The sequence below is a fragment of the Halorubrum wangae genome, assembly GCF_051194135.1.
Classification (GTDB): domain Archaea; phylum Halobacteriota; class Halobacteria; order Halobacteriales; family Haloferacaceae; genus Halorubrum.
Genome location: NZ_JBLZNH010000004.1, coordinates 271,025 through 291,484, shown reverse-complemented (window position 1 = coordinate 291,484; position 20,460 = coordinate 271,025). Strand labels below are relative to the sequence as shown.

At 68.1% G+C, this 20,460-nt stretch carries 27 protein-coding genes; 14 read left to right on the top strand and 13 right to left on the bottom strand.

Features of this window, described 5'->3' with window-relative positions:
• Positions 1-3: 3 nt before the first annotated feature.
• Together ACNS84_RS13935 and sdhC are read right to left on the bottom strand one after the other, a co-directional pair.
• Positions 4-375, bottom strand: coding sequence for a succinate dehydrogenase/fumarate reductase transmembrane subunit (locus ACNS84_RS13935; RefSeq protein WP_435075462.1), 372 nt, complete (start codon positions 373-375; stop codon positions 4-6).
• Position 376: 1 nt separating this feature from the next.
• Positions 377-802 carry a succinate dehydrogenase, cytochrome b556 subunit gene (gene sdhC / locus ACNS84_RS13930; RefSeq protein WP_144796692.1) on the bottom strand — a complete coding sequence of 142 codons (426 nt, stop codon included), beginning with the start codon at positions 800-802 and terminating at the stop codon, positions 377-379.
• A 152-nt stretch (positions 803-954) separates the two neighbouring features.
• On the opposite strand from sdhC, the gene ACNS84_RS13925 reads away from it, so the two are divergent.
• From ACNS84_RS13925 to ACNS84_RS13910, 4 genes are all read left to right on the top strand, one after another.
• On the top strand, positions 955-1,149 hold the full coding sequence (locus ACNS84_RS13925; RefSeq protein ID WP_092566404.1) for a cold-shock protein: 195 nt from the start codon (positions 955-957) through the stop codon (positions 1,147-1,149).
• A 161-nt stretch (positions 1,150-1,310) separates the two neighbouring features.
• A complete protein-coding gene (locus ACNS84_RS13920) occupies positions 1,311-2,039 on the top strand; it encodes a TetR/AcrR family transcriptional regulator (protein WP_435075461.1) in 729 nt (242 codons plus the stop codon).
• Between the two features lie 55 nt (positions 2,040-2,094).
• Positions 2,095-3,471 carry an MFS transporter gene (locus tag ACNS84_RS13915; RefSeq protein ID WP_435075460.1) on the top strand — a complete coding sequence of 459 codons (1,377 nt, stop codon included), beginning with the start codon at positions 2,095-2,097 and terminating at the stop codon, positions 3,469-3,471.
• Between the two features lie 135 nt (positions 3,472-3,606).
• On the top strand, positions 3,607-4,083 hold the full coding sequence (locus ACNS84_RS13910) for a 50S ribosomal protein L11 (RefSeq protein ID WP_435075459.1): 477 nt from the start codon (positions 3,607-3,609) through the stop codon (positions 4,081-4,083).
• A gap of 48 nt (positions 4,084-4,131) precedes the next feature.
• On the opposite strand, the gene ACNS84_RS13905 is transcribed toward ACNS84_RS13910, so the two are convergent.
• A complete protein-coding gene (locus ACNS84_RS13905; RefSeq protein WP_435075606.1) occupies positions 4,132-4,854 on the bottom strand; it encodes a DUF4013 domain-containing protein in 723 nt (240 codons plus the stop codon).
• A 152-nt stretch (positions 4,855-5,006) separates the two neighbouring features.
• Here ACNS84_RS13905 and ACNS84_RS13900 point away from each other — a divergent pair, with 152 nt between their 5' ends.
• On the top strand, positions 5,007-5,294 hold the full coding sequence (locus ACNS84_RS13900) for a DUF8072 family protein (RefSeq protein ID WP_435075458.1): 288 nt from the start codon (positions 5,007-5,009) through the stop codon (positions 5,292-5,294).
• Positions 5,295-5,389: 95 nt separating this feature from the next.
• Here the strand turns inward: ACNS84_RS13900 and ACNS84_RS13895 are convergent, their stop codons facing one another.
• The gene (locus ACNS84_RS13895) at positions 5,390-5,851 is read right to left on the bottom strand and encodes a universal stress protein (RefSeq protein WP_435075457.1); all 462 of its coding nucleotides are present in this window, start codon (positions 5,849-5,851) and stop codon (positions 5,390-5,392) included.
• 109 nt (positions 5,852-5,960) lie between these two features.
• Positions 5,961-7,874 (bottom strand): ATP-binding protein, encoded by a 1,914-nt coding sequence (locus ACNS84_RS13890; protein ID WP_435075456.1) that lies wholly within the window; start codon positions 7,872-7,874, stop codon positions 5,961-5,963.
• 116 nt (positions 7,875-7,990) lie between these two features.
• Between ACNS84_RS13890 and ACNS84_RS13885 the strand changes: the two genes are divergently transcribed.
• Both ACNS84_RS13885 and ACNS84_RS13880 read left to right on the top strand, forming a co-directional pair.
• A complete protein-coding gene (locus tag ACNS84_RS13885; RefSeq protein ID WP_435075455.1) occupies positions 7,991-8,326 on the top strand; it encodes a DUF7113 family protein in 336 nt (111 codons plus the stop codon).
• A 53-nt stretch (positions 8,327-8,379) separates the two neighbouring features.
• Positions 8,380-9,087 carry a DUF2270 domain-containing protein gene (locus tag ACNS84_RS13880; RefSeq protein WP_435075454.1) on the top strand — a complete coding sequence of 236 codons (708 nt, stop codon included), beginning with the start codon at positions 8,380-8,382 and terminating at the stop codon, positions 9,085-9,087.
• 147 nt (positions 9,088-9,234) lie between these two features.
• Here ACNS84_RS13880 and ACNS84_RS13875 read toward each other — a convergent pair whose 3' ends face one another.
• Both ACNS84_RS13875 and ACNS84_RS13870 read right to left on the bottom strand, forming a co-directional pair.
• The gene (locus tag ACNS84_RS13875) at positions 9,235-9,426 is read right to left on the bottom strand and encodes a hypothetical protein (protein ID WP_435075453.1); all 192 of its coding nucleotides are present in this window, start codon (positions 9,424-9,426) and stop codon (positions 9,235-9,237) included.
• Between the two features lie 101 nt (positions 9,427-9,527).
• Complete coding sequence (locus ACNS84_RS13870; protein WP_435075452.1) at positions 9,528-10,214, bottom strand: helix-turn-helix domain-containing protein; 687 nt, start codon at positions 10,212-10,214, stop codon at positions 9,528-9,530.
• Positions 10,215-10,358: 144 nt separating this feature from the next.
• Here ACNS84_RS13870 and ACNS84_RS13865 point away from each other — a divergent pair, with 144 nt between their 5' ends.
• From ACNS84_RS13865 to ACNS84_RS13855, 3 genes are all read left to right on the top strand, one after another.
• Positions 10,359-10,970 (top strand): hypothetical protein, encoded by a 612-nt coding sequence (locus tag ACNS84_RS13865; protein ID WP_435075451.1) that lies wholly within the window; start codon positions 10,359-10,361, stop codon positions 10,968-10,970.
• 148 nt (positions 10,971-11,118) lie between these two features.
• Positions 11,119-11,514 carry a DUF7344 domain-containing protein gene (locus tag ACNS84_RS13860; RefSeq protein WP_435075450.1) on the top strand — a complete coding sequence of 132 codons (396 nt, stop codon included), beginning with the start codon at positions 11,119-11,121 and terminating at the stop codon, positions 11,512-11,514.
• A 2-nt stretch (positions 11,515-11,516) separates the two neighbouring features.
• A complete protein-coding gene (locus ACNS84_RS13855) occupies positions 11,517-12,218 on the top strand; it encodes a DICT sensory domain-containing protein (protein WP_435075449.1) in 702 nt (233 codons plus the stop codon).
• A gap of 109 nt (positions 12,219-12,327) precedes the next feature.
• Here ACNS84_RS13855 and ACNS84_RS13850 read toward each other — a convergent pair whose 3' ends face one another.
• The gene (locus ACNS84_RS13850; protein ID WP_435075448.1) at positions 12,328-14,169 is read right to left on the bottom strand and encodes an SLC13 family permease; all 1,842 of its coding nucleotides are present in this window, start codon (positions 14,167-14,169) and stop codon (positions 12,328-12,330) included.
• A gap of 145 nt (positions 14,170-14,314) precedes the next feature.
• Complete coding sequence (locus ACNS84_RS13845) at positions 14,315-14,599, bottom strand: translation initiation factor eIF-1A (protein WP_144797820.1); 285 nt, start codon at positions 14,597-14,599, stop codon at positions 14,315-14,317.
• A 57-nt stretch (positions 14,600-14,656) separates the two neighbouring features.
• On the opposite strand from ACNS84_RS13845, the gene ACNS84_RS13840 reads away from it, so the two are divergent.
• The 3 genes from ACNS84_RS13840 to ACNS84_RS13830 all read left to right on the top strand — a co-directional run bounded on the left by ACNS84_RS13840 (position 14,657) and on the right by ACNS84_RS13830 (position 17,144).
• Positions 14,657-14,989, top strand: a complete 333-nt coding sequence (locus ACNS84_RS13840; protein WP_435075447.1) for a hypothetical protein — start codon at positions 14,657-14,659, stop codon at positions 14,987-14,989.
• A 122-nt stretch (positions 14,990-15,111) separates the two neighbouring features.
• A complete protein-coding gene (locus ACNS84_RS13835) occupies positions 15,112-15,789 on the top strand; it encodes a carbonic anhydrase (RefSeq protein ID WP_435075446.1) in 678 nt (225 codons plus the stop codon).
• 83 nt (positions 15,790-15,872) lie between these two features.
• Positions 15,873-17,144 (top strand): outer membrane protein assembly factor BamB family protein, encoded by a 1,272-nt coding sequence (locus tag ACNS84_RS13830; RefSeq protein ID WP_435075445.1) that lies wholly within the window; start codon positions 15,873-15,875, stop codon positions 17,142-17,144.
• A gap of 261 nt (positions 17,145-17,405) precedes the next feature.
• Here ACNS84_RS13830 and ndk read toward each other — a convergent pair whose 3' ends face one another.
• The 4 genes from ndk to rpl7ae are packed head-to-tail and all read right to left on the bottom strand — an operon-like array spanning position 17,406 to position 18,671.
• Positions 17,406-17,885 (bottom strand): nucleoside-diphosphate kinase, encoded by a 480-nt coding sequence (gene ndk, locus ACNS84_RS13825; protein WP_435075444.1) that lies wholly within the window; start codon positions 17,883-17,885, stop codon positions 17,406-17,408.
• Complete coding sequence (locus ACNS84_RS13820) at positions 17,886-18,074, bottom strand: 50S ribosomal protein L24e (RefSeq protein ID WP_435075443.1); 189 nt, start codon at positions 18,072-18,074, stop codon at positions 17,886-17,888.
• 3 nt (positions 18,075-18,077) lie between these two features.
• Positions 18,078-18,302 carry a 30S ribosomal protein S28e gene (locus tag ACNS84_RS13815; RefSeq protein ID WP_004046478.1) on the bottom strand — a complete coding sequence of 75 codons (225 nt, stop codon included), beginning with the start codon at positions 18,300-18,302 and terminating at the stop codon, positions 18,078-18,080.
• Positions 18,303-18,308: 6 nt separating this feature from the next.
• The gene (rpl7ae, locus tag ACNS84_RS13810) at positions 18,309-18,671 is read right to left on the bottom strand and encodes a 50S ribosomal protein L7Ae (protein ID WP_435075442.1); all 363 of its coding nucleotides are present in this window, start codon (positions 18,669-18,671) and stop codon (positions 18,309-18,311) included.
• Between the two features lie 273 nt (positions 18,672-18,944).
• Here rpl7ae and ACNS84_RS13805 point away from each other — a divergent pair, with 273 nt between their 5' ends.
• The gene (locus ACNS84_RS13805) at positions 18,945-20,423 is read left to right on the top strand and encodes a bifunctional metallophosphatase/5'-nucleotidase (RefSeq protein WP_435075441.1); all 1,479 of its coding nucleotides are present in this window, start codon (positions 18,945-18,947) and stop codon (positions 20,421-20,423) included.
• Positions 20,424-20,460: the final 37 nt, after the last annotated feature.

Here is a 20,460-nt window from a genome sequence, read left to right as displayed (position 1 = left end):
GGTTCAGTAGAGTCCGATGCCCGCCCACGCGTTCGCGGTGCGTACGCCCTGCACGATCAGGACCGTGCTCGCGGCGACGAGCGTCCATTTGATGACGGTTCGTTTAGTGCCGGTGAGCCCCTGGTTGACGAGGGCGTTGTAGACGCCGTTGACCCCGTGGAACGTCGCGGTCACGAGGAAGAGGATCATCAGCGAGTAGTAGCTAATCTGCTCCATCCGTGCCGAGCTGGCGAGGAACGAGACCTCGTCCGCGTGGTGGACGAAGTGGAGCAGGAAGAAGTGGAACGCGAGCACGACGAGCAGAAATGCCGCCGTGACCCGCTGGAGCAGCCACATCCGGCCGCCGGAGTTGAACGAGGAGTAGCGCTCGGCCATCTCAGAACGCCCCCGCGATGAACGTCGGCACCGATGCGACGGTGATCGCTCCGGTCAAGATGAGCGACGCGTAGAAGCTCTTGTCCTGTGCATCCAGGCCGACGCCGAGGTCGACGAGGAGGAGTCGCGTGCCGTTGAGCATGTGGAAGACGGCCACCGCCAGCAGGCCGACTTCGAGCAGTCGGACCAACAGCAGGCTCTCCAGGCTGACGATCGTCTGGGTGTACACGTCTTCTCCCGCCATGATCGCGGCTTCGCCCGCGCCCGCCGCTGGAATACCGGTACTCAACACGGCGATGTGGGTGAACAGGTAACCGATGAGCACCCACCCCGTGAACTTATGAAAGATCCAGGCCCACATCCCCGCCTCGAACTCCCGCCACCGACTGAAGTCCTCGATGAGGCCTCGATTGTACGACTGACTCATATCTAACGGTTCCGTACTGGGGTCGTATAGTAGTTACTAACACGGCGGAACCGACCTCGACGGGTCGCGACCGAGCCGTGTGTGCGACGAAGTGGCACGCCGCTTCGGCTCGCGGAAGCCTTTTATGTCAGCCGCACGCATATAGGATCGCAATGGCGAAAGGGAAGGTTGATTTCTTCAACGACACTGGCGGCTACGGATTTATCGAGACTGACGACGCAGACGAGGACGTGTTCTTCCACATGGAGGACGTCGGCGGCCCGGACCTCGAAGAAGGTCAGGAAGTCGAGTTCGACATCGAGGAGGCGGACAAGGGTCCGCGCGCCACGAACGTCACCCGTCTGTAACACAGGCGACGTAGCACGGTTGTATCGGCTTTTCGACTATTCTACGTCCGCGAGCGGCAGCCTCGTCTCCGGTTCCCGGTCAGTCGACGGCTCTCAGTCTGAGGGCTCGCACGGGAACCGACCGACAGGAATTTATTAGGTGCTGACTGACCAGTCAGTCAATGAGCGATCAGCCGAGCGCGGCCGACGAGATCATGGACGGGGTCTACCACGCGCTCCGCTCGCACGGGTACGCCGACGTGACGATGCAGGATATCGCCGACGAGTGCTCGAAGAGCAAGTCGCTGCTGCACTACCACTACGACACGAAAGAGGACCTCCTCGTGGCGTTTCTCGACGAGGTCATCACCGACTCCGCGGCCCGGATTCGCGCGCACGCCGACGACCCGCCGATCGATCGACTCGTCGGGTTCATCGGTTGGTTCGTCTTCGAGACCGACGCCGTCGACCGCGAGGCGTTCCACATCGCCCTCCTCGAACTCCGCACGCAGGGCCCGTTTAACGAGCGCATCCGCGAGCAGCTGGTCAGGAGCGATCGCCTGCTCCGCGGGACGGTCGCCGACATCCTCGAATCCGGGATCGAGGCGGGGGTCTTCCGCGACGTCGACGTCGAGGAGACGGCAGCGCTCATCGTCGCGACCGTCGACGGCGCCCGGACCCGACAGATCACCCTCACCGGCGGCGCGGACGAGACCGACGGCGAGTGGGAGGACGAGAGTGGCGAGGCCCCGGGAACGACCGCCGAGGGCCTCCCCGAGACGCCGTACACTCGGCTGGTCGCCGAGGCGACGCTCCGGCGAATCGTCCAGCCCCTGCTCGCCGAGGGCGTGGAACTGCCGGACCTATCGGACGGGCTCGGCGTGATGACCGACGAGGACCAGCCGGAATGAATCGCGTCCCGGGCGAGGCCAGGGGCGCCGACGCGCCGCCGGCGAGGCCGCAGGGATGAGTTGGTTCGGCTTCGACCGGCCGCCGACCGTGCTGCTCGCGGTGATAGCCAGCACCTTCTTCGTCGGATTCGGGGGTGGAGTCGTCTTTCCGATCCTCCCGAATCTCGGCGCCGTACTCGGTATCTCGGCGTTCATGGTCGGCGTCATCCTCTCGGCGAACCGCTGGGTGCGACTCGTCGCGAACGCGCCGGCGGGCGCCCTCGTCGACAGGTACGGAACGCGCAAGCCGTTCGTGTACGGCCTCCTGATCGAAGGGATCGCGACCCTCGGATACGTCGTCGCGCTCGCGGTCCCGCCGGCCGACTCGCTTCGCCCCCTGGCGGCGGCGCTCCCTCGGTTCGTGGTCGGGCCGCTCGTCGTCGGGCCGGAGTGGTGGTTCACGCCGCTCTCGGTCGCCGTCGCGCCCGAGACGTGGTTCCTCCTCGCGCGGATCCTCTGGGGTGTCGGCTCCGCCGCGGTGTTCGCGACCGCGTACACCATCGCGGCCGACCTCTCTGACGGCGGATCGCGCGGGACGAACATGGGCGTCGTCCGCGGCGGCATCACGATGGGGTTCCCGGCCGGTCTCGTGCTCGGCGGAATTGTCTCGTCGCTGGCCGGCAACGCCGCGGCCTTCGTCGTCGCCGCGGCGTTCGCGCTCACCGCCAGCGTCGTCGCTCACCGCTACGTCCCCGAAACGCACGTCACCGGCGAGCGCTCGACGGGCTCGATCAAGCCGTGGGACATCGACACCGCCGTCCCGGCCGTGACGATTGGATTGGTCAACTTCGGTCTGCTGTTCGCGTACATCGGCGCGCTGTTCTCCACGCTCGTGTTGTTTCTCGGCGCCAAGGACATCTCGCTGTTCGGGCTGGACCCGCAGGGGACCTCCGGACTGTTCATGGCCGGCACCGTCCTCTCAGCCTCCTTCTTCATGCTGGTCAGCGGGCGCATCTCGGACGCCCGCGAGTCGCGCACGCCGATCTTACTTACGTTCCTCGTCGTCTCGTTCGTCGGCTTCCTGTTGCTCGCCCGGTCGGGGTCGATCCTCGACCTCACGCTCGCCTGCGTCTTCATCGGCGCCGGACAGGGCGGCACGAGCGGTCCGATGATGGCGCTACTCGCCGACTTGACTCCCGACGAGCGGATGGGGCGCGCCTCCGGGACGAACAACGTCTTGGGCGACGTCGGCGGGGGATTGGGGCCGATGGTGTCGCTGCCGCTGATCGACGCGGTCGGCTTCGCGCCCGTCTACGCCGCCTGTGCGGTCATGCCGCTCATCGCGGGGGTCGCGCTGCTCGTCGGTGTGCGACGCGAGACGGGGACGTTCCTCCCCGGCCACGCCGGCGACGGATCGGCGGCGACCGACGAGACGGTCGGCGCGGAGTCGTGACTGGCCGCCGGATCGAATCGACCGCCGCCGATCCGTCGCATCGACTACCGCTGCTCGTCTCGAAAGTATGCGAACCGCTGGCTCCCGCTGCCTGAAAGAACAACCGTTAAAAGTCGTCACCGGGTTCGTACGGATATGGCTGGAACTATCGAAGCGCTCGTCCCCGGCGGGCAGGCCAACCCTGGCCCGCCGCTCGGTCCCGAGCTCGGACCGACGCCGGTGGACGTACAGGACGTCGTGGCGCGGATCAACGACGAAACCGCTGCGTTCGACGGGATGGAAGTCCCCGTCACGATCGAGTACGACGACGACGGCTCGTTCACGATCGAGGTGGGCGTCCCGCCGACGGCGGAGCTTATCAAAGACGAGGCCGGATTCGAGACGGGCTCCGGTGAGCCTCAGTCGAACTTCGTCGCAGACATGTCGATCGAACAGGTGAAGAAGGTCGCCAAGCAGAAGTCGACCGACCTGCTTTCGTACGACGTGAAAAACGCCGCCAAGGAGGTCGGCGGCACCTGCGCCTCCCTCGGCGTCACCATCGAGGGCGAGGACGCCCGGACGTTCGACGACCGCGTCGACGCCGGCGACTACGACGACGTCCTCGTCGAGTAACGCGACGGTCGCTGTTTTTTTACAACGTTTCCTTCGTTCGTCAGTTGCTTAGACGGCAGGCCGCTCCGCCGGTTCGGGATCGGTCGAATCAGCCGCGATCGGCCGTACGTCCGCCCACGTCCAACCGATGATGGCGGCCGCGGCGACGAGCGCGTAGAACTGCACGAACAGCCCCGCAATCGTTCCGAGAACCGGGACGACCGAGAGCACGCCGACGGCCAGCGAACCACCCAGTACGACCACGGCGGCCGACAGCCAGCCGGTCGCGTACGCCCGCTTCGAGATCACGGTCCAGAGCGCACCGAGCGCGAACCCGTCGCCCACCCGCCCGGAGTCGGCGACGGCGGCCAGCGCCGCGGGCGTCACGTACAGTCCGCCGAGCGAGACCGCGAGCGCGACGAGCGCGATCAGCAGCGCGAACGCGCCGCCGATCAGGCCGCCCAGCGCACCTCCGTTCCCTCCGCCAGAGCCGATGACGGCCGCTCCCACGCCGAAGACCACGGCGACCGCGAACACCGCGAGCGGTAGCAGCGAGTAGACGAGCGTGACCGCGAACGCCTTCGCTCCCTCGACGAGGAGGTCGCCCCACTCTTCGAACACCGGGGGCGTGTCGTCGCCGGCCGCCGTTCCCCGAAGGACGCGAGACACGTACCCGAGCACGAGGATCGATGGCACGATGAGCGGGCTCGCGAGCAGGAGCAGTCCGCCGATGAGGACGGTCATGACGGCGTCGTCGCCGTCGCGCAGGTAGTCGAGTGACGAGGATATCATTCTGAATCCCATTAACCTACGCTCTGTGACATGATAAAGGCGTACGGCGGCGCGGCCCTCGCCACGACGCTTCATTCGGCTCATTCGGCGGCGGCCGGAGTGGCCACGCGGCGGACCGCGGTTTTATTCCCGAACCGCGCCGAGACGCGAGCATGCCCGATCTCCACCCGATCGCGAAACGGATCCACAACGTCCAGCCGCGGCCCGTCCGGCTCACTCTCGACGACGGCGAGACCGGCGTGTTCGAGTTCTCCTCGACCGAGTTCTTCCAACGGGAGTTTCGCGGCGAGGGCATTCGCACCGACGCCGACGGCGACGCCGACTTTCGACTTATCACGTCCGAGGACCACGAGTCGGTGCTGTTGGGGCGGTCGGGACCGGACGAGGAGGGCTGGACCGTCCTCGGTGAGATCGTCGAGGCGGAGCGCGCCGAGGAGTGACCACGGTCTCGGGCGCGAGACGGCCCACGACGCTGCAGGGATTCGCCCGCGCCGACGAAGCGACACGCTGCGCTGTTGCCCCACTCCCCCTGCGCTTACCGAACGACCGTCACGGGCACTTCGGCGCGGCGGACGACACCTTCGGCGACGCTCCCGAGGAGGATCCGAGAGAGGCCGGTTCGGCCCTGACTGGCGAGCACGACGTGATCGTACGGCTCTCCGGTGCCGTCCGCACCGTCCTCGTCGCCGACGGCGGCCTCACCGCTCGCGACGGCGAGTATCGTCGCGGTCGGCCGCCCCACCTCCAGTCTGGTGTCGATTTCGCGGTCCGCCGCCTCACGCGCTTCGCGGAGAATACGGTCGCCGCGTCCCTTCGCGCTGTCGTACCACTGGTCGACCGCCCCTGGAAACCCTCCATCCATGCCGCTCGTCGAGTCAGCCGGGTTGATCACGTGAAGCGCCGTCAGGTCGGCGTCCGGCCACTCTGTCGCCGCGAACTGCAGCGCCTCGGTCGCCTCCGCTGAGCCGTCGACCGCCACCAGGATTCGTTTGGTCATAGTCGGAGAGTCTCAGCCGATCGTGAAAAAGATCGACGGCGTCTCCGGCCGCGCGGAAACGCGGTCCCCGAAAACTCTCCGATACGGGCCGTCCCGCACCGACGACCGCTCAGTCGCCGTGTCGCGTCACGCACTTCGAGAGCCCGATCAGCTCCACCGGCTCCGAGTTGTCCGGCGAGTAGACCACCATCTGTCCCTTCTCCATGTACGGGACCTTGCCGGCGAGGTTCGAGGGAATATTCACGCTGGAGATGGCGTCCTCGTCACCGAGGTTCAAGACTATCTTCGTGTTGACCTGTTTAAATACGGACTCCGCGACGTCTTGTGGGTCCTGCGTGATCAGAAAGAGGCCGAGCCGCTCCTTGCGGCCCTGTTTGGCGGCCTCCGTGAACTTCTGGACGACCTTTCGGGCTTGGACGTTGTCGGCGTCCGCGAGGAAGTTGTGCGCCTCGTCCATCCCGATGAGGAGCGGCGTCTCCTCGATCCGGTCGCTGTCGGGATCGTTTGAGAGCTTGTCGTCGACGAGCAGGCCCGCGACCGCGAGCACGACGATCTCCTTCTGTCGAGACGTCGGGAGGTGGTATGTCGGGATCACGGAGAGCCCGCCGGGCCGGACGAGGGTGTGATCCAACTCCGTGATCGGCTTCGCGTCCTGGTCGAACACGCCGCCTGGGACCGCCCGGACGCGGCGCTTCACTGCGTCGAACGTCGCCTCGTGGACCCGGCCGCTCTCGTCGAGTTCCTCTTTGAGCGCTGGGTCGTCCAGGTACGAGAGGAACTGGCTGTACGTCCCCGAGTCGCCGTAGTCGCGGAAGAAGCGATTGAGGAGGGTCAACAGCGCCGGGTACTGGTTGTCGTTGAGTCCGGACCCGGCGACCAGCCACGGCATGTCGCGAGCCAGCGAGAACGGGATAGTGAACTCGACGCGCTCGGCGCGGTGCCCTTCGCCGGGGTACGTCGCGTTCGCGACCCGCGGCACCAACGCGACCGTGTCCTCGTGCCCGCCGTGGGCGATTCCCTCCCGGTCGAGTCGCCGCGCGAAGTCGGCGTCGAGGTCGGGGTTGTCGTCGTGCATCTGCGCGTACTCGTCCTGCGGGTCGAACTGGACGACCGCCATCCGCGACTCCCGACCGTCACCGGTCGGGTAGGTGCGGTCCGAGTCGAGGTACTGCCGGAGCACGTTTTTCGAGGCGTGGGTCTTCCCGGAGCCGGTCCCGCCGGCGACGAGCGTGTGTCGGAACGCGAGCGGGTCGCCGTCGGCGTAGTCGTCTTTCACCCGGTAGTCGACCGTCGGCGGCTCCGCGGCCGTCCGCACCTTCTCGCCGCCGACCGAGAGGTGACCGAGGAAGACGCCGTCCTCGGGGATCTTCAGTCCGGTCTTGATCTCGGCGTCGTCGGAGGCCTCCTCGACGACGGCGCCGGGCTTCGGCACCCGGTCGGTCATCCGTCGCTTCATGTCGTCGCCCTCGCCGTACACGACCGACATCGGCTCCAGTTCGGCCATGAACTTGTAGTCGCGCTCGGCGAAGTCGTCCCGGCGCATCTGCCGGCGAGCGTGGATCTCGGTGGCGTCGTCCGAGCGGAACTCCTGTGCGTACTCTAAGCCCGTAATCCGACAGAACAGCCGCTCGCCGTCCGGATACGGGACGAGGAGGTACTTGCCGAGCCGGACCGCCTCGCGGTTCCCCGTGGTGACGAACGCCTGCAGCGTCGTCTCCTCGGCCTCCTCCGCCACGCGGAGCCCCTGCGAGACCGAGACGACCCCGAGCCCGATGTCCTCGCCGGCCGGCTCGACGTCGTACGCGGCGAAGTCGTCGTCTGCCGCGTCGTCTCCGGGGGGCGCCGCGCGCCCGCCGTCACGGCTCGCCGGCCCCCGTGGCCCTCCGCCCCCCTGCGCGGCGGACGCGTTGCCCGCGTCGCCCGCGGTGCCGTCGGGTGCGCCCCCGCCCTCGGACGAGCCGGCGGCGTCTTCGCCGCCGTCGCCCTCGTCGTCGGTGAACTCGGTGAAGTCCTCCAGCGTCATGGATGCACCACCGCCCGCCACGCCGAAAGCGTTTCCCCCTGCCGTCGGCGCGTCACACCGTCCGTTGTCACCGCCCCTCGCGGGGCGCTTTTCAGCCTCGGTCCCGTACCGACGCTATGATACTGGTTCGCGGCAGCGGCGGGGGGACCGACCTCACCGGAACGGTGTTCGAGCGCGGGGAGGACCCGCCGGTGTACAAGGGCGCGCCGGACGAGAACGCCCCGTACGTCTGGGTGTGCGACTCCTTCTATCAGGTCGAAAGCGGCGGATCGGCGCTCACCGTCGACGGCGAGGAGATCCGCGTCGCCTTCGAGGAGCCGATGTCCCGCGGGTTCGACACTAGGTCGGCAGCGCTCGACGCGGCGGAGGAACACGTCCGCACGCAGTTCGCTCGAATCGGCGTCGAGTCCGACGGTGTCACGGTCGAGACGACGAAGGCCGACCCGGCCTGAGCCGTCGCCGCTCCGGCTGGTGTATTTACCCGTTCTGCCGCGTTACGAGGGGTATGTCCGACCCATCAGAAGAGTTTGATCCCGGGTCGCGCGAGGAGCGAGAGGTCGCCGCCGAGGCCGCGAGCGACAGCTCCGACCTCCTCTCGCTCATGGCTCACACCTACCGCGGCGAACTCGGGCGAACGAGCTCGTGGCGGACCCGCATCGACCGGACGACCAACTGGGCGGTCGTGGTGACGGCCTCCCTCCTCACGTGGACCTTCTCGAACGAGTCGCGACCCCACTACGTGCTGCTCATCGGCGTCGTGATGCTCAGCGTCTTCCTCGGTATCGAGACCCGTCGCTACCGCATGTTCGACGTCTGGCGGTCCCGCGTTCGGCTCTTGGAGGAGAACGTGTTCGCGAACGCGCTCGACCCGGAGGGCGTCGAGCAGTCGAACTGGCGGAAGCTCCTGAGCGAGGACCTCCGCGAACCGACGGTCAAGACCCCCACCCTCGAGGCGATGTCGCGGCGCCTCCGTCGGGTGTACGCGCCGCTGCTCTCGGTTCTCGTCGGCGCGTGGATCGTTCGGATCACGGTGTTCACGCCGTCCGGAAGCGGCGTCGTCGCGACCGCGGCGATCGGCGCGATTCCGGGCGCGTTCGTGATCACGCTCGTCAGCGGTTTCTCGCTCATCGCGATGACACTGACGCTCCGACGCCCCCCGCGGCGCGCGAAGGGCAAACTCCAGTCCGCGGACCGCGCGGACGAGTGGAAGTGAGCCGGCCGCGGTCGGCCATCCGGAACGCGATCCCCGACGGTTACGTCACGGAGCTGAAGACCGGCGGTCGCTGGCCGTACGACGGCTGACGCCCCCGTGGCCACGGGCTCGTCGACTGCTGAACCGACCGGGACCGCGCGCGGCGCCTCACTCCGGTTCGTCAGCGTCGCAGACGCCGAGCGGAAGTGTCTCCGGCGGCTCCGCGTCCGAATCGATACCCGCGTAGGCGTCGTCGATGAGGCGGACGAGCTGGGTCTCGGGCGTCACGCCGCGGGCGGCCGCGAGCGCCACCAGCCGCTCGTACTGCTCGGCCGGAACGGACACCGAACCCTCTGTCATACCTGTCGCTATCCCCCTAGCTACAAAAGCGTTGTTCGGGATCGACCCTCGCCGACCGGGCTAACGCGTGCGGCGAGCGGCGATCGGCAGTCTGTCGCCGCTCATCGCTCGAACCGCTCGAAGAGCGCGTTCATCACCGTCGACTCCGCCCGCGAGAGGTGCTCCCACACCGTCGTCGACCCGAGACCCATCTCGTCGGCGACGTCCTCGACGCCCACGCCGCGTTCGTGGTCGTAGTAGCCGACCGCGATGGCCGTCGCGAGCACCTCCCGCTGTCGCGTGGTCAACCCGTCGAGGATCCCCGACGCCGGCAGTCCCGATGGTCGCTCGATCGACGACATCTCGACGTTGCGCGCCAGTTCGACGTCGTTGCCGCCGCGCTCTAGCTCCCTGATCAGCGCCGAGAGGTCGTCGTCGGCCTCGATGTACACCGTCCAGCGTTCGATGCCGCCGGAGATGGTCGTCCCGGTGCGGTAGTGGATCCCAAGCTCGGAAAAGCGCTCGCGGATCCCCTCCCACCCGTCGCTGTCGACCACCACCGCCACGTACGCGTGGGTCCCGACGACGGGCGAGAGCGGTTCGACCTTCACGACGTTGTCGGCTGCGTTGAACTCGTTGATGAACGACTCTATCTCCTCGGTCGGGCCGCGGAGCTCGACGATCCGCTTCCGTTCGCTTCCCCGACCCGTCATCGACGAGACCGACTTGAGCGTCACGTCCGGGTGCCGGGCGCTTACGTCCGATTCCGGCCCTCCGTGATGGCGGATCCGGAGGGTTACTTCGCGCATGGCCGTACAGAGGTCGCCGATGTTCAAACGGTTTCCGGCACGCGACGACGCCGCGACCGCGGACGGCGCCCGTCAGTTTCTCCGCCGAGCCGTCCGTTCTCCCCGCAGCGCGCTTATGAATCTGCGTCGACAACGGTCGACTCGATGCCCGGCACTCCCTCCGACGACGGCCCGGCGGCAGAGCCGTCGATCGATCGGAGCGGCGAGGCGACGACGTCGGTAGACGCCGATATCGGCGACGGGACGACGCCCGGCGAGGGGGAGAATCAGCCCTCGACGCGCTCCGTCGACGACGACGTGCAGCGGCGCCTCCGAGAGGCGTACCTCAACGACGAGGAGGGCGTCCTCGTCGTGACGGCGGTGCGGTCGGCGAGCAGTCGCGTCGTCGTCGAGTTCCGGCCGCCCCACGGCGGCCGGACCCACATCGAGCGATTCCCGGTGCCGCGAGACGGCTCGCTGGCGGAATCGGAGGTGTTCCTCGCGTTCCTCGACGCCGCGGGCGTCTCGCCGCTCGACGTGGACGAACTCGTCGGCGCGCGGGTTCCCGCGACGTACGACCCCGACGAGGGCTGGCGCCTCGACGAGACGTACGTGGGGGCTCGGGACGGCGAGGCGGCCGCCGAAACCGGCGGGTTCCGGGCGCGGTGGGAGCGCTCGCGCGAGTGGCTCTGGGCGTACCGATACTGGCTCGTCGCGCTCTTTCTCGTCGGCGGCGAACTGCTGTTCGTGGCCGTAGTCATCCTGCTGTTCGGCTGAGCGCGGCCCCGACTCCGTCGGACGTCCTTGTCGGGGCTCCCGCCACTTGGGTCCGCAACCACGGAACGCGCCCCCGAGAGTATCTTCCGGACGCTCGTGCGGTTGAAAATCAAACAGTTACTAACCACACAATACCGTGTGTTAATACATGGGGCACTCAGAAAAGGACTCCAATCGAACGGATCGGTCGGCGGAGGGAGAGCCGCCGCCGCGGTTCGCGGACGATCAGTTCTACCGAGCGCTCGCCTCACAACACCGCCGACGTGTACTCCAGTACCTACTGGAGGAGAACGACAGTACCGTCGAGGAGATAGCGACCGTCCTCAGTGGCTGGGAAGCCACGACCACGGCAACGATGCAAACGCCGGCGGACCGATCGGAGATCCTCATCGACCTGACGCACAATCACTTGCCGCGGCTCGCCGACGCGGGACTGGTAGAGTACGATCCGGACACCGGTTCGGTCCGACTTGAGTCCCTCCATCCGCAGGTCGCAGACCTCATTCGACGGAGCGCCAGGGCCGGTCGCTCCGGGCACTCGTAGCCTTGTTCGACTCGCTACTCACCGACCTACGAGGGCAAAAGCGCCGCTGTACCGTCTACAGAAGCGGTTCACCACTCGAAATCGAACAGTGGCTCGCGAGCCACGGCGTCCCCGTCGAGTCCCGCTCGCTTCCGCCGGACGGGCCCGCCCCGTTCATCGAAATCGAGGCCGACGACGAGGTCGTTGGCGTCATCGGCGTCGAAGCGGTCGAAGGCCTGATCGAACCACCGATCCGCAGGCCCGGCGACGGGGACGGGACCTCCGAGGGGTACCGCGTGCTGTTCGACCTGCTCGATGCGACGGTGCTTTCCGGGATGAACCGGCGCGAACTCCTCGCGGTCAGTCGGGAAATCGAAGACCGCGCCTTTCGGGTCGGAGACGGGGTCTTACGGGTGAGTTTCCAGACGCTCTCGACCTTCGCGTCTCAGACGGAGGTGTATCGGGCTCTCGGGAGCGAGACGGACCTCGACGTTCACGTGTACGGCGCCGGTGACTGGACTCCGCCGGCGCTCCCCGGGGTCACCTATCATGCCGACGCGACCGGGCGGTTCGAACTCTACTGGGCCATGGCTTACGACGGCGGCTCCGATAGCACACAGGCCTGCGGCCTGGTCGCCGAAGAGCACTCGGACACGTACACCGGCTTCTGGACGAACGATCCGGCGACCGTCGAGGAGATCGCGACGACGCTCGAAACGGGGTGATCGACGTTCCGACGCGTCTTCGCGGCGGTCGCTCGCGCGCCGGTGTGAGGGCGGCGCGCTCGCCCGCCCGGGGTTCCTCGGCCGGGAGACGCCCGGTCTGCGACAGTGCCTACACGCCCCACAACACCGTCACACCTGCGGTTGTGACGACCGCAAGGAGCAACTGAAGCGGCCCGCCGACGCGGACAAAGTCGGTGAACTCGTAGCCGCCGGGGCCGTACACCATCAGGTTCGTCTGGTATCCGACCGGCGTCGAGAAGGAGGTCGCCGAGGCGAACATCACCACGAGCAGGAACGCGAATCCGTTCGCTCCGAGCTTTGCGGCGGCGTCCACCGCAATCGGGATCATCAAGACGATGGTCGCGACCGGCGTGATGACGTTCGCGAGCAGGCCCGTCACCAGCGAGAACAGCAGCAACACGCCGACGGTCGGTACCACCGTCCCGGCCGCCACCAGCCCCTCGGCGATCAGGGCCGCCCCGCCGGTCCCTTCCATCGCCAGTCCGAGCGGGATCACGCCGGCGAGCAGGAAGATGACGTTCCACGAGACGGCGTCGTAGGCGTCCGACGTCGTAAGACAGCCGGTGACGACCATCAAGAACACCCCGCCGAGTGCGGCGATGACGACCGGGAGCGCTCCGAGCGCGGCCGCCCCGACGACGGCGACCATGATCCCCACCGCGACGGGCGTGCGCGGCGAGAGCGGGGCGACGGCCTCCGTGTCGGCGTCGAGCAGACGGTCGAGCCCCTCGGCCTCGACGCTGACGAGGTCGCCGGTCTCCCCGAAGTGCGCGGCGGACTCCGCAGTCGTCCGGACGAGCAGAAGGTCGCCGACCTCGAGCGTCACGTCGTCGAGGCCGTTTCTGAGCAGCTTCCCGTCCCGTCGGATAGCGAGCACCCGCGTTCCGTACACCTCGTGGAGACGCGTCTCTGCGAGCGTTTCGCCAACGAACGCCGAGGTCTCCGGAACGAGCGCCTTGTCGAGGATGCGGTCCGTGGTCGCGTCGTCGAGCGTTTCGTCGGTCACCGTCCTGCTCCCAAGCAGACGGAAGTCGCGCTCTTCACAGAGCGAGTCGACCGAGTCGGGCGTCCCGTGGACGACGAGCACGTCCCCGGAGCGCAGCCGGAGATCGGAGCCGACCGCGAGCGATCCCCGTCCGTCCCGTCGAAGCTGGAGGACGGTCGCGCCGGCTTCGGTCCGCTCAGCGAGATCGGCGACGGGGGTCCCGAGCGAGGCGCTCCCGGGTGAAACGCGGACCTGCGTCAAGTACTCGTTCAAGTCGAACTCCTCGACGAGGTCGGCGTTCGCGGGAATCCGCGCCGGCGTGAGCCACCGACCGACCGTCAACAGGTAGCCCGTACCGGCAGCGAGGACGACGACGCCGAGCGCCGAGAACTCGAACATCCCGATCGGGCCGCGAGGAAGCAGCGTGGACGCGAACTCGCTCGCCAGCAAGTTGGTCGACGTCCCGATCAGGGTGAGCGTCCCGCCGAGGATCGCAGCGTACGACAGCGGCATGAGGAGCTTCGACGGCGACACACCACTTTGATCCGCGAGGTCGGTGATCATCGGAATGAACACGGCGACGACCGGGGTGTTGTTGATGAACCCCGCGATCGGTCCCGTCGTCAACACGGTCGCCGCGAGCACGCGCGACTCGCTCCCGCGGGTCAGCTTGGCGAGGTGGAGTCCGAGTCGCTCGACGATGCCAGTGTTATTGATCCCGGCGCTCAGCATGTACATCGCGACGATAGTGATCGTCGCGGTGTTGGCGAACCCGGAGATGGCGCCGCGGGTCGAGATTCCGGTCCACGGCTCCAGTGCCGCCAACGCGACGACGATACCGACCGCGGTCATGTCGTTCGGGATGGCCTCCGTGACGAACAGCACGAGGGCGACGGCTATCAGGCCGAACACCACGACCGCTCCCGTCGACACGCCGGCGAACATGGTCGAACCGTGTGGCGAGGCCACAAAGAGCTTCGCTCTCCGCAGCCTCGGCCGCGATCCGAAGCCGAACCCCCCGCAACGGCCGTCACGCGTCGCTACGGGGCGATTTGGGTAGGGGCGGGCCTCACTAACCGCTCAGAAGCGACTACTGGATGTGTCCTTCTCGCCGCAGCTGGTCCGCGTCCTCGTCGCTGTATCGCCATTCGACGTTCGCCTTCTCGTCCTGCCAGCTCCACGGCTCCGCAAGCACGACGTCGCCCTCGCTGATCCACGTTCGGTACTTCATGCGGCCGGGGATCCGGCCCAGACGGGTCTCGCCGTCGACGCAGCGCAGGCGCACGTGGTTCCCGCCGAGGTGTTCGGTCACCACGGCGAACACTTCGTCGTCCGAGGGCATTCGGAGGTTCCGACGCCCGGATTCTTCGCTCATACAGGTAATAGTGCGTTCGGCGGTATAAGTGATGGGAGACGCGTGTGCGCGTTTGTCGTGCGGAGTAATAGCACGGACGGCGGTGCCGTCTACCTCATTGGCGTCCGCCCGTCGTCGTCGCTTACGGCCACCGTTCGTGTCGCCGCTCGACGCATCTCCGCTCGCCGCGTCGTCGACCACCGCGTCGGCGAACCCCGCGTCGAGACCGACGGCGCGAGCGAAGCGTTCAAACCCCGCGGCGACGACGCGGTTCGTATGAGAGATATGGAAAGCGTCGTGCTCGACCAAGACCCGGAGGTACTCGCCCCGGTCGTCGTTCTCGCGACCATCGCGCTGCTTGCCGTCTTCGTCCTCGGATTCCTTATTCAGGCGATCGGGCTCGTCATCTGAGCCGGCGGGCGACCCCTGACCTGGCCGGCGGCGCGCGGCCGTCCACGCTCGGTGACCGTCCGTCCGAACTGCCCGCCGCCCGGTCCACCTCCTTTTTACCCGCGAGCACCGAGCACTCGGTCGTGACTCGCGATCTCCTCGGCGAACTCCTCGATCGCAACGACGACCACGTCGCCGTCGCCGACCTCGCCGCCCACCGAGACGGTCAGCGGCCGCCGGTCGTCTCCGTCTGCTGTTCGGACTCGCGCGTGTCGCAGGAGGGCATGTGGGCGGTCGACGAGCCGGGGTTCCTCTTTACCGCGGGCAACATCGGAAACCGCGTGAGCGACGTCGTCGACGGCGAACGGGTGCTCTCGGGAAGCGTCGCCTACCCCCTCGCTCACACCGGGACCGACGTGCTCGTGGTGGTGGGCCACACCGGCTGCGGTGCAGTCGGCGCCGCCCTCGCCGCCGTCCGCGACGGAAACATCCCGAGCGAGCCGGGGGTTCGCGCAGACGTGTCGGAGCTCGCCCCGATTGTGGAGTCGGGTCTGGCCGCGATCGGCGAGGGCGGCGACACCGCGGCGAGCCTTCGCAACCGGCTCGTCGAGTACAACGTCCACGAACAGGTCGCGGTCGCTCGCGACTCGGACACCGCGGCTGACGCCGACGTGTACGGCTTCGTGTACGACTTCCACGGGGCGTACGGCGACCGAGACGGCGCCGTCTACCTCGTGAACGCGAACGGCGAGCGCGACCCGGACGCGCTTCGCGAACTCGTCGACCCAGCCCACGAGGACAGCGTCGCGACGCTGCTGTAGCGGGTTCTCGCGGTTCCGTTCGGAGCCGACTCCGCCCGTCGCATCCGACAGCCGTATCACCGCGACGCCCGAACGGACTGCCAATGGACCGTCGCGTTCTGTTCGCGAGCCTGATCCTCCTCGCCGGCGGTGCGACCGGCGTCGGCGTCGCGCTGTTCGCGTTCGTGGGCATCGACGACGCCGCAGTCGACTCCGAAATCGTGTGGGAGACGGAACCAGTCGTCGGCGATGACGGGAGCGGCGCGGTCGTCGCCACGATGGACGGCGACCCGGTCGTCGTCCAATCGACGGCCGCGGACGGCGAACGGGTCGTCCGTGCGACCGTGGTCGGGGGCGAGGTCGCGTGGCGAACGCCGCTGTCTGCTATCGCCGTGGGCGACGCCGCCGGCGGCGACGGCGGGGCCGACGACGACGGAGCCGGCACCGACGCCGCTGACGGCGACCCGGTACCCATCAGTGACTTCACTTCAGCGACGCTCGGCGGCGACTCAATCGTCGCGTTCACGACGGAGACGGGGTCACTCGTCGTTCTCGACGCGGCGGATGGCTCGGTCAGATTCTCCGCCGACTTCGGCGGCCCCGGCGGGCTCCGACCGGCCGTTGGCGACCTCGACGGCGACGGTGAACACGAGGTCGCCGCGGCGTCGACCGACGGGAGCGTCCTCGCCGTCGACGCCGCCGGCGACCGCGTCTTCGAGACGGCCCTCGACGCGCCTATCGACCGGCGCCCGCTGATCGCCGACTTCGACGCGAACGGGGACGACGACCCCCGCGGCGTCGCGGTCGCGACCGTCGGTGAAGACGAGGCGACCGTTCGCCTGCTCGACGCGAGCGGCGACACGCGGTGGACGGCGACGCCCGCGGTCACGCCGTTGACGTGGACCGCGGCCGACACGCAGGACGGCCCGGTGCTCGCGCTCGGCGGGACGAACGGCAACCTCCAAACGCTCGAACTCACCGACGGCTCGGGACGGTACGAGGTCGGCTTGCAAGACCTCCCCGTCGCGGTCGGCGACGCTGACCCCGGACGGATATACGTCGGCGGTGCCGGGAGCGTCTGGGCAGTCGATCTCCGTGACGGCGAGGTTGTCTGGAAGCAACAGTACGGGGCTGAGACCCGCGTGAACGCCCCCGGAGTCGCCAACGTCACCGGGACCGACAACCCCGGACCGATCGCGCTGAACCGCGGCGGCGAGGCCCTCGTGATGAACGTGCAGGGCGAGGTGATCGCCCGCGGCGGAGCGGACGACGCCGTCGTGTACGCGGGGCCGCTGTTCGCGGACGTCACGGGCGACGGAACCGACGAGGTGCTCATCGTCACGGCTGACGGCCGCGTCGTCGCGCTCAGCGATTGACCGGTCTGTCGTCACGCTCAGCGACTGACCGGCCCACCGTCGGATGCTGGCCGACGGCCGCGTCCCCCGCTGAGCTTCCCGTTGTGACGGTCGACGAGTCCACCGCTGACTCTGCTATTTATATACTGCGCTGACAGGAAAACCGCACGACCCAGTGGGATCGTTGACGGTCGTTCACCGGAAACGCGGTGTGTCGGCGGTGCGGCCGCTCTTCGATACTTAGTGTCGGGTACCGCCGAAAAAACGGGCTTCTGTGCGCCGTTAGTGCGATTCGTCCTCGTACACCCACGCAGCGGTGTCGAGGCCGTAGTCGACGAGTTCGTCGTCGTCGAAGAACAGGTCTATCTCGCGTTCGTTGGCGCCCTCGTCCTCGTGGTCCGACGCGTGGATCACGTTGTGGCCGAGGTCGAGGCCGAAGTCGCCGCGGATCGTGCCCGGGGCGGACTCGGCGGGGTCTGTCTCGCCGACCATCGCGCGAACCTGTCGCGTCGCGTCCGCGCCTTCCCACACCATCGCGAAGACGGGACCGGAGGTGATGAACTCGACGAGGCCGTCGAAGAACGGCTTCCCCTCGTGTTCACCGTAGTGGTCGTGGGCGAGGTCCTCGTCGATCTGCATGAACTTCCCGCCGACGAGCTTCAGCCCGCGCTCCTCGAAGCGGGAGACGATCTCCCCGATGAGGCCGCGCTGGACGCCGTCGGGCTTCACCATCACGAAGGTGCGCTCGTCGTGGTGGCTCATCTACTCGCCACCCTGTCTGCGCCCTTCCTCGGTCCACTCGAGGTCGCGCGCCTCACGGCCGAGGAAGTAGTTCTTCTCCGCCTTCGAGTCGACGAAGTGGAGAACGGTGCCGTCCTTCTTGACGTACATCGTGCCCGTGCCGGGCTCGATCTCCTTGCCACTGTAGTCGCAGGTGCGTGTCTCGACCATTGGTTATCGTCCTCCGATGGAGTCGGCGTCCCGCTGGGTCTCCCGGAGCTGGAGCACGTCGCCCATACGGACGGGGCCCAGGACGTTCCGGGTGATGATCCGGCCCTGGTTCGATCCCTCTTGGATGCGGCATTTGACCTGCATGGCCTCGCCGTGCATCCCGGTCTTGCCGACGACCTCGATCACCTCGGCGGTGGTCGAGTCGCCGGTGCCCTCTTCTGCGCTCATGGGAGGTTATCGAAGCTCCGCGACCTTCTCGCCGATGTCCTCGACGTCGTCCTCGGCGTCGCCGGCGTCCACGATGGCGGCGGCGGCCGAACCGACTTCGAGGCCGGCGGCGTGGCCGACGTCGTCCTGAGTGTCGACGAAGACGACCGGAATCCCCTTCTCGTCGGCGAGTTCGGGGAGGTGCATGACGATCTCCTCGGGGGAGACGTCCTCCGCGACGATGACGAGGTCGGCGTTGCCGCGCTCGACGGCCTTGGTGGTCTCGTTGGTTCCTTTCTTCACGGTACCGGTGTCTCGGGCGACCTCGAGTGCTTCGAGCGATCGCTCGGCGAGGTCGGCTGGGGTTTCGTAGTCTACGTAAACGGGCATATGTTGTTCACCTATCCTCCGTGCGGGCTCGCGTGTCCGTCCCGTGGTCGGTCCCTAACGGAACGGCACATCATCAACCCCACAGAGGCTGTGACCCGACGTTATCCGGACATCCATAAAAGCGCTTTCAATGTCCCTCGCGTGTGCGAGCGGGAGTCACGGGGTCGGAAACGCCCGGTTCGGAGCCGTCCCTCGCTCCCTCGAATCGGGGCGCCGCCCCCTGCTCGACTTCGCGCTTTTTAAGCGTCGCTCACACCTTCCGTCCGACACCGAATGGCCCGTCTCGTCCACTACTCCGACATCGAGAACGTCTTCGACGCCCCCGAGCGCGCGGCACGCCTCGCCGGCCGAATTCGGGAGCTCTCGGGCCCCGACGCCGCGGTCGTCGCCACCGGCGACACGACCGCGCCGGGCGTCCTCTCGCTGGTCGCGAGCGGGCGACAGGTGCTCGACTTCTACGAGGCCACCGACACTCGCCTCGACACGTTCGGCAACCACGAGTTCGACTACGGGCCGGATGCGCTCCGAGGGCTGGTCGCCGACGCGCCCGTGACGTTCGTCTCCGCGAACGTCCGCGACGAGGCGGGCGATCCCTTCGGCCGCGCCGAGGGCGTCGTCCCATGGACGACCCTGGACGTCGGCGGCGCGACCATCGGGTTCGTCGGCGTCACGGATCCGGCGACCGACTCGCTGAACCCGATGGCGGCCGACCTGACCTTCGACGACCCTGTCGCCGCCGCGCGCGACGCGCTCGCGGAGATGCGAACCGCGGTCGCCGAGCGCGGGGAGGACGCCCGGGCACTCGACTACGCCGTCGTCCTCTCGCATCTCGGCGCCGGGGACGACGACCTCGCCCGGGCGCTCGACGTCGACGCGATCCTCGGCGGACACGTTCACAGCCGGCGCAACGAAGTCGTCTCCGGCACCCGGATCGTCCGCCCCGGCGTCAACGGCGAGTCCGTCGCCGAGGTCGACTTCGACGCGACCCCAGATAACGACGCTCCCGGGGATGAGTCCGGATCCCTCGCGACCGACGGATCGAGCGGTTCGCCGCCCGCCGCGACGCTCCACAAGCCCGACGGTGCCGACCCCGTACCGGGGCTCGAAGCCGCCCTCGCGGAGCGCATGGCCGCGGCCGACCTCGGCGAGGTGGTCGACGTCGTCGACGACCCAATCGAGCGCACTGGCGCGGTGGTCCACGGCGGTGAGTGCCGCGTCGGCAACTTCGTCGCGGACGCGTTCCGGTGGGCCCACGACGCCGACGTGGGGCTCTCGAACGCCGGCGGACTCCGACAGGGCGACCCCTGGGCGGGCGAGGTGACCAAGGCCGACCTGATCAGTTTGATCCCGTTCGAGGAGCCCGTGACGCTCGCCTCGGTTACCGGCGCGGAGCTGCACGACGTGTTCCGCGAGATGGGTGCGCCCGACGTCGACTTCGGCGAGGCCGACTGGTGGCACGGGCACGTCTCGAACGCCCGCGTCGTCTGGGACGACGAGGCGGAGCTGATCCTGGAGGCCTCGGTCGGCGGCGAGCCGATAGACCCCGAGGCGCGCTACACCGTCGCCGTCTCGGAGTACCTCCTCCACTCCGAACACGAGTTCCCGACGCTCGCACAGCGTCACCGGGTCGACGAGGCCGACATTCAGTACGAGGTCCTCGCCGCGTACGCTCGCGAACGCGGCATCGCCCCGGAACTAGAGGGCCGAATCGAGATCCGAAACCGCGACGACGCGACCGACGGGCGCGACTGAGCGGGAGCGGCCGCGCTGTCCGGCCGTTGTTTATAAG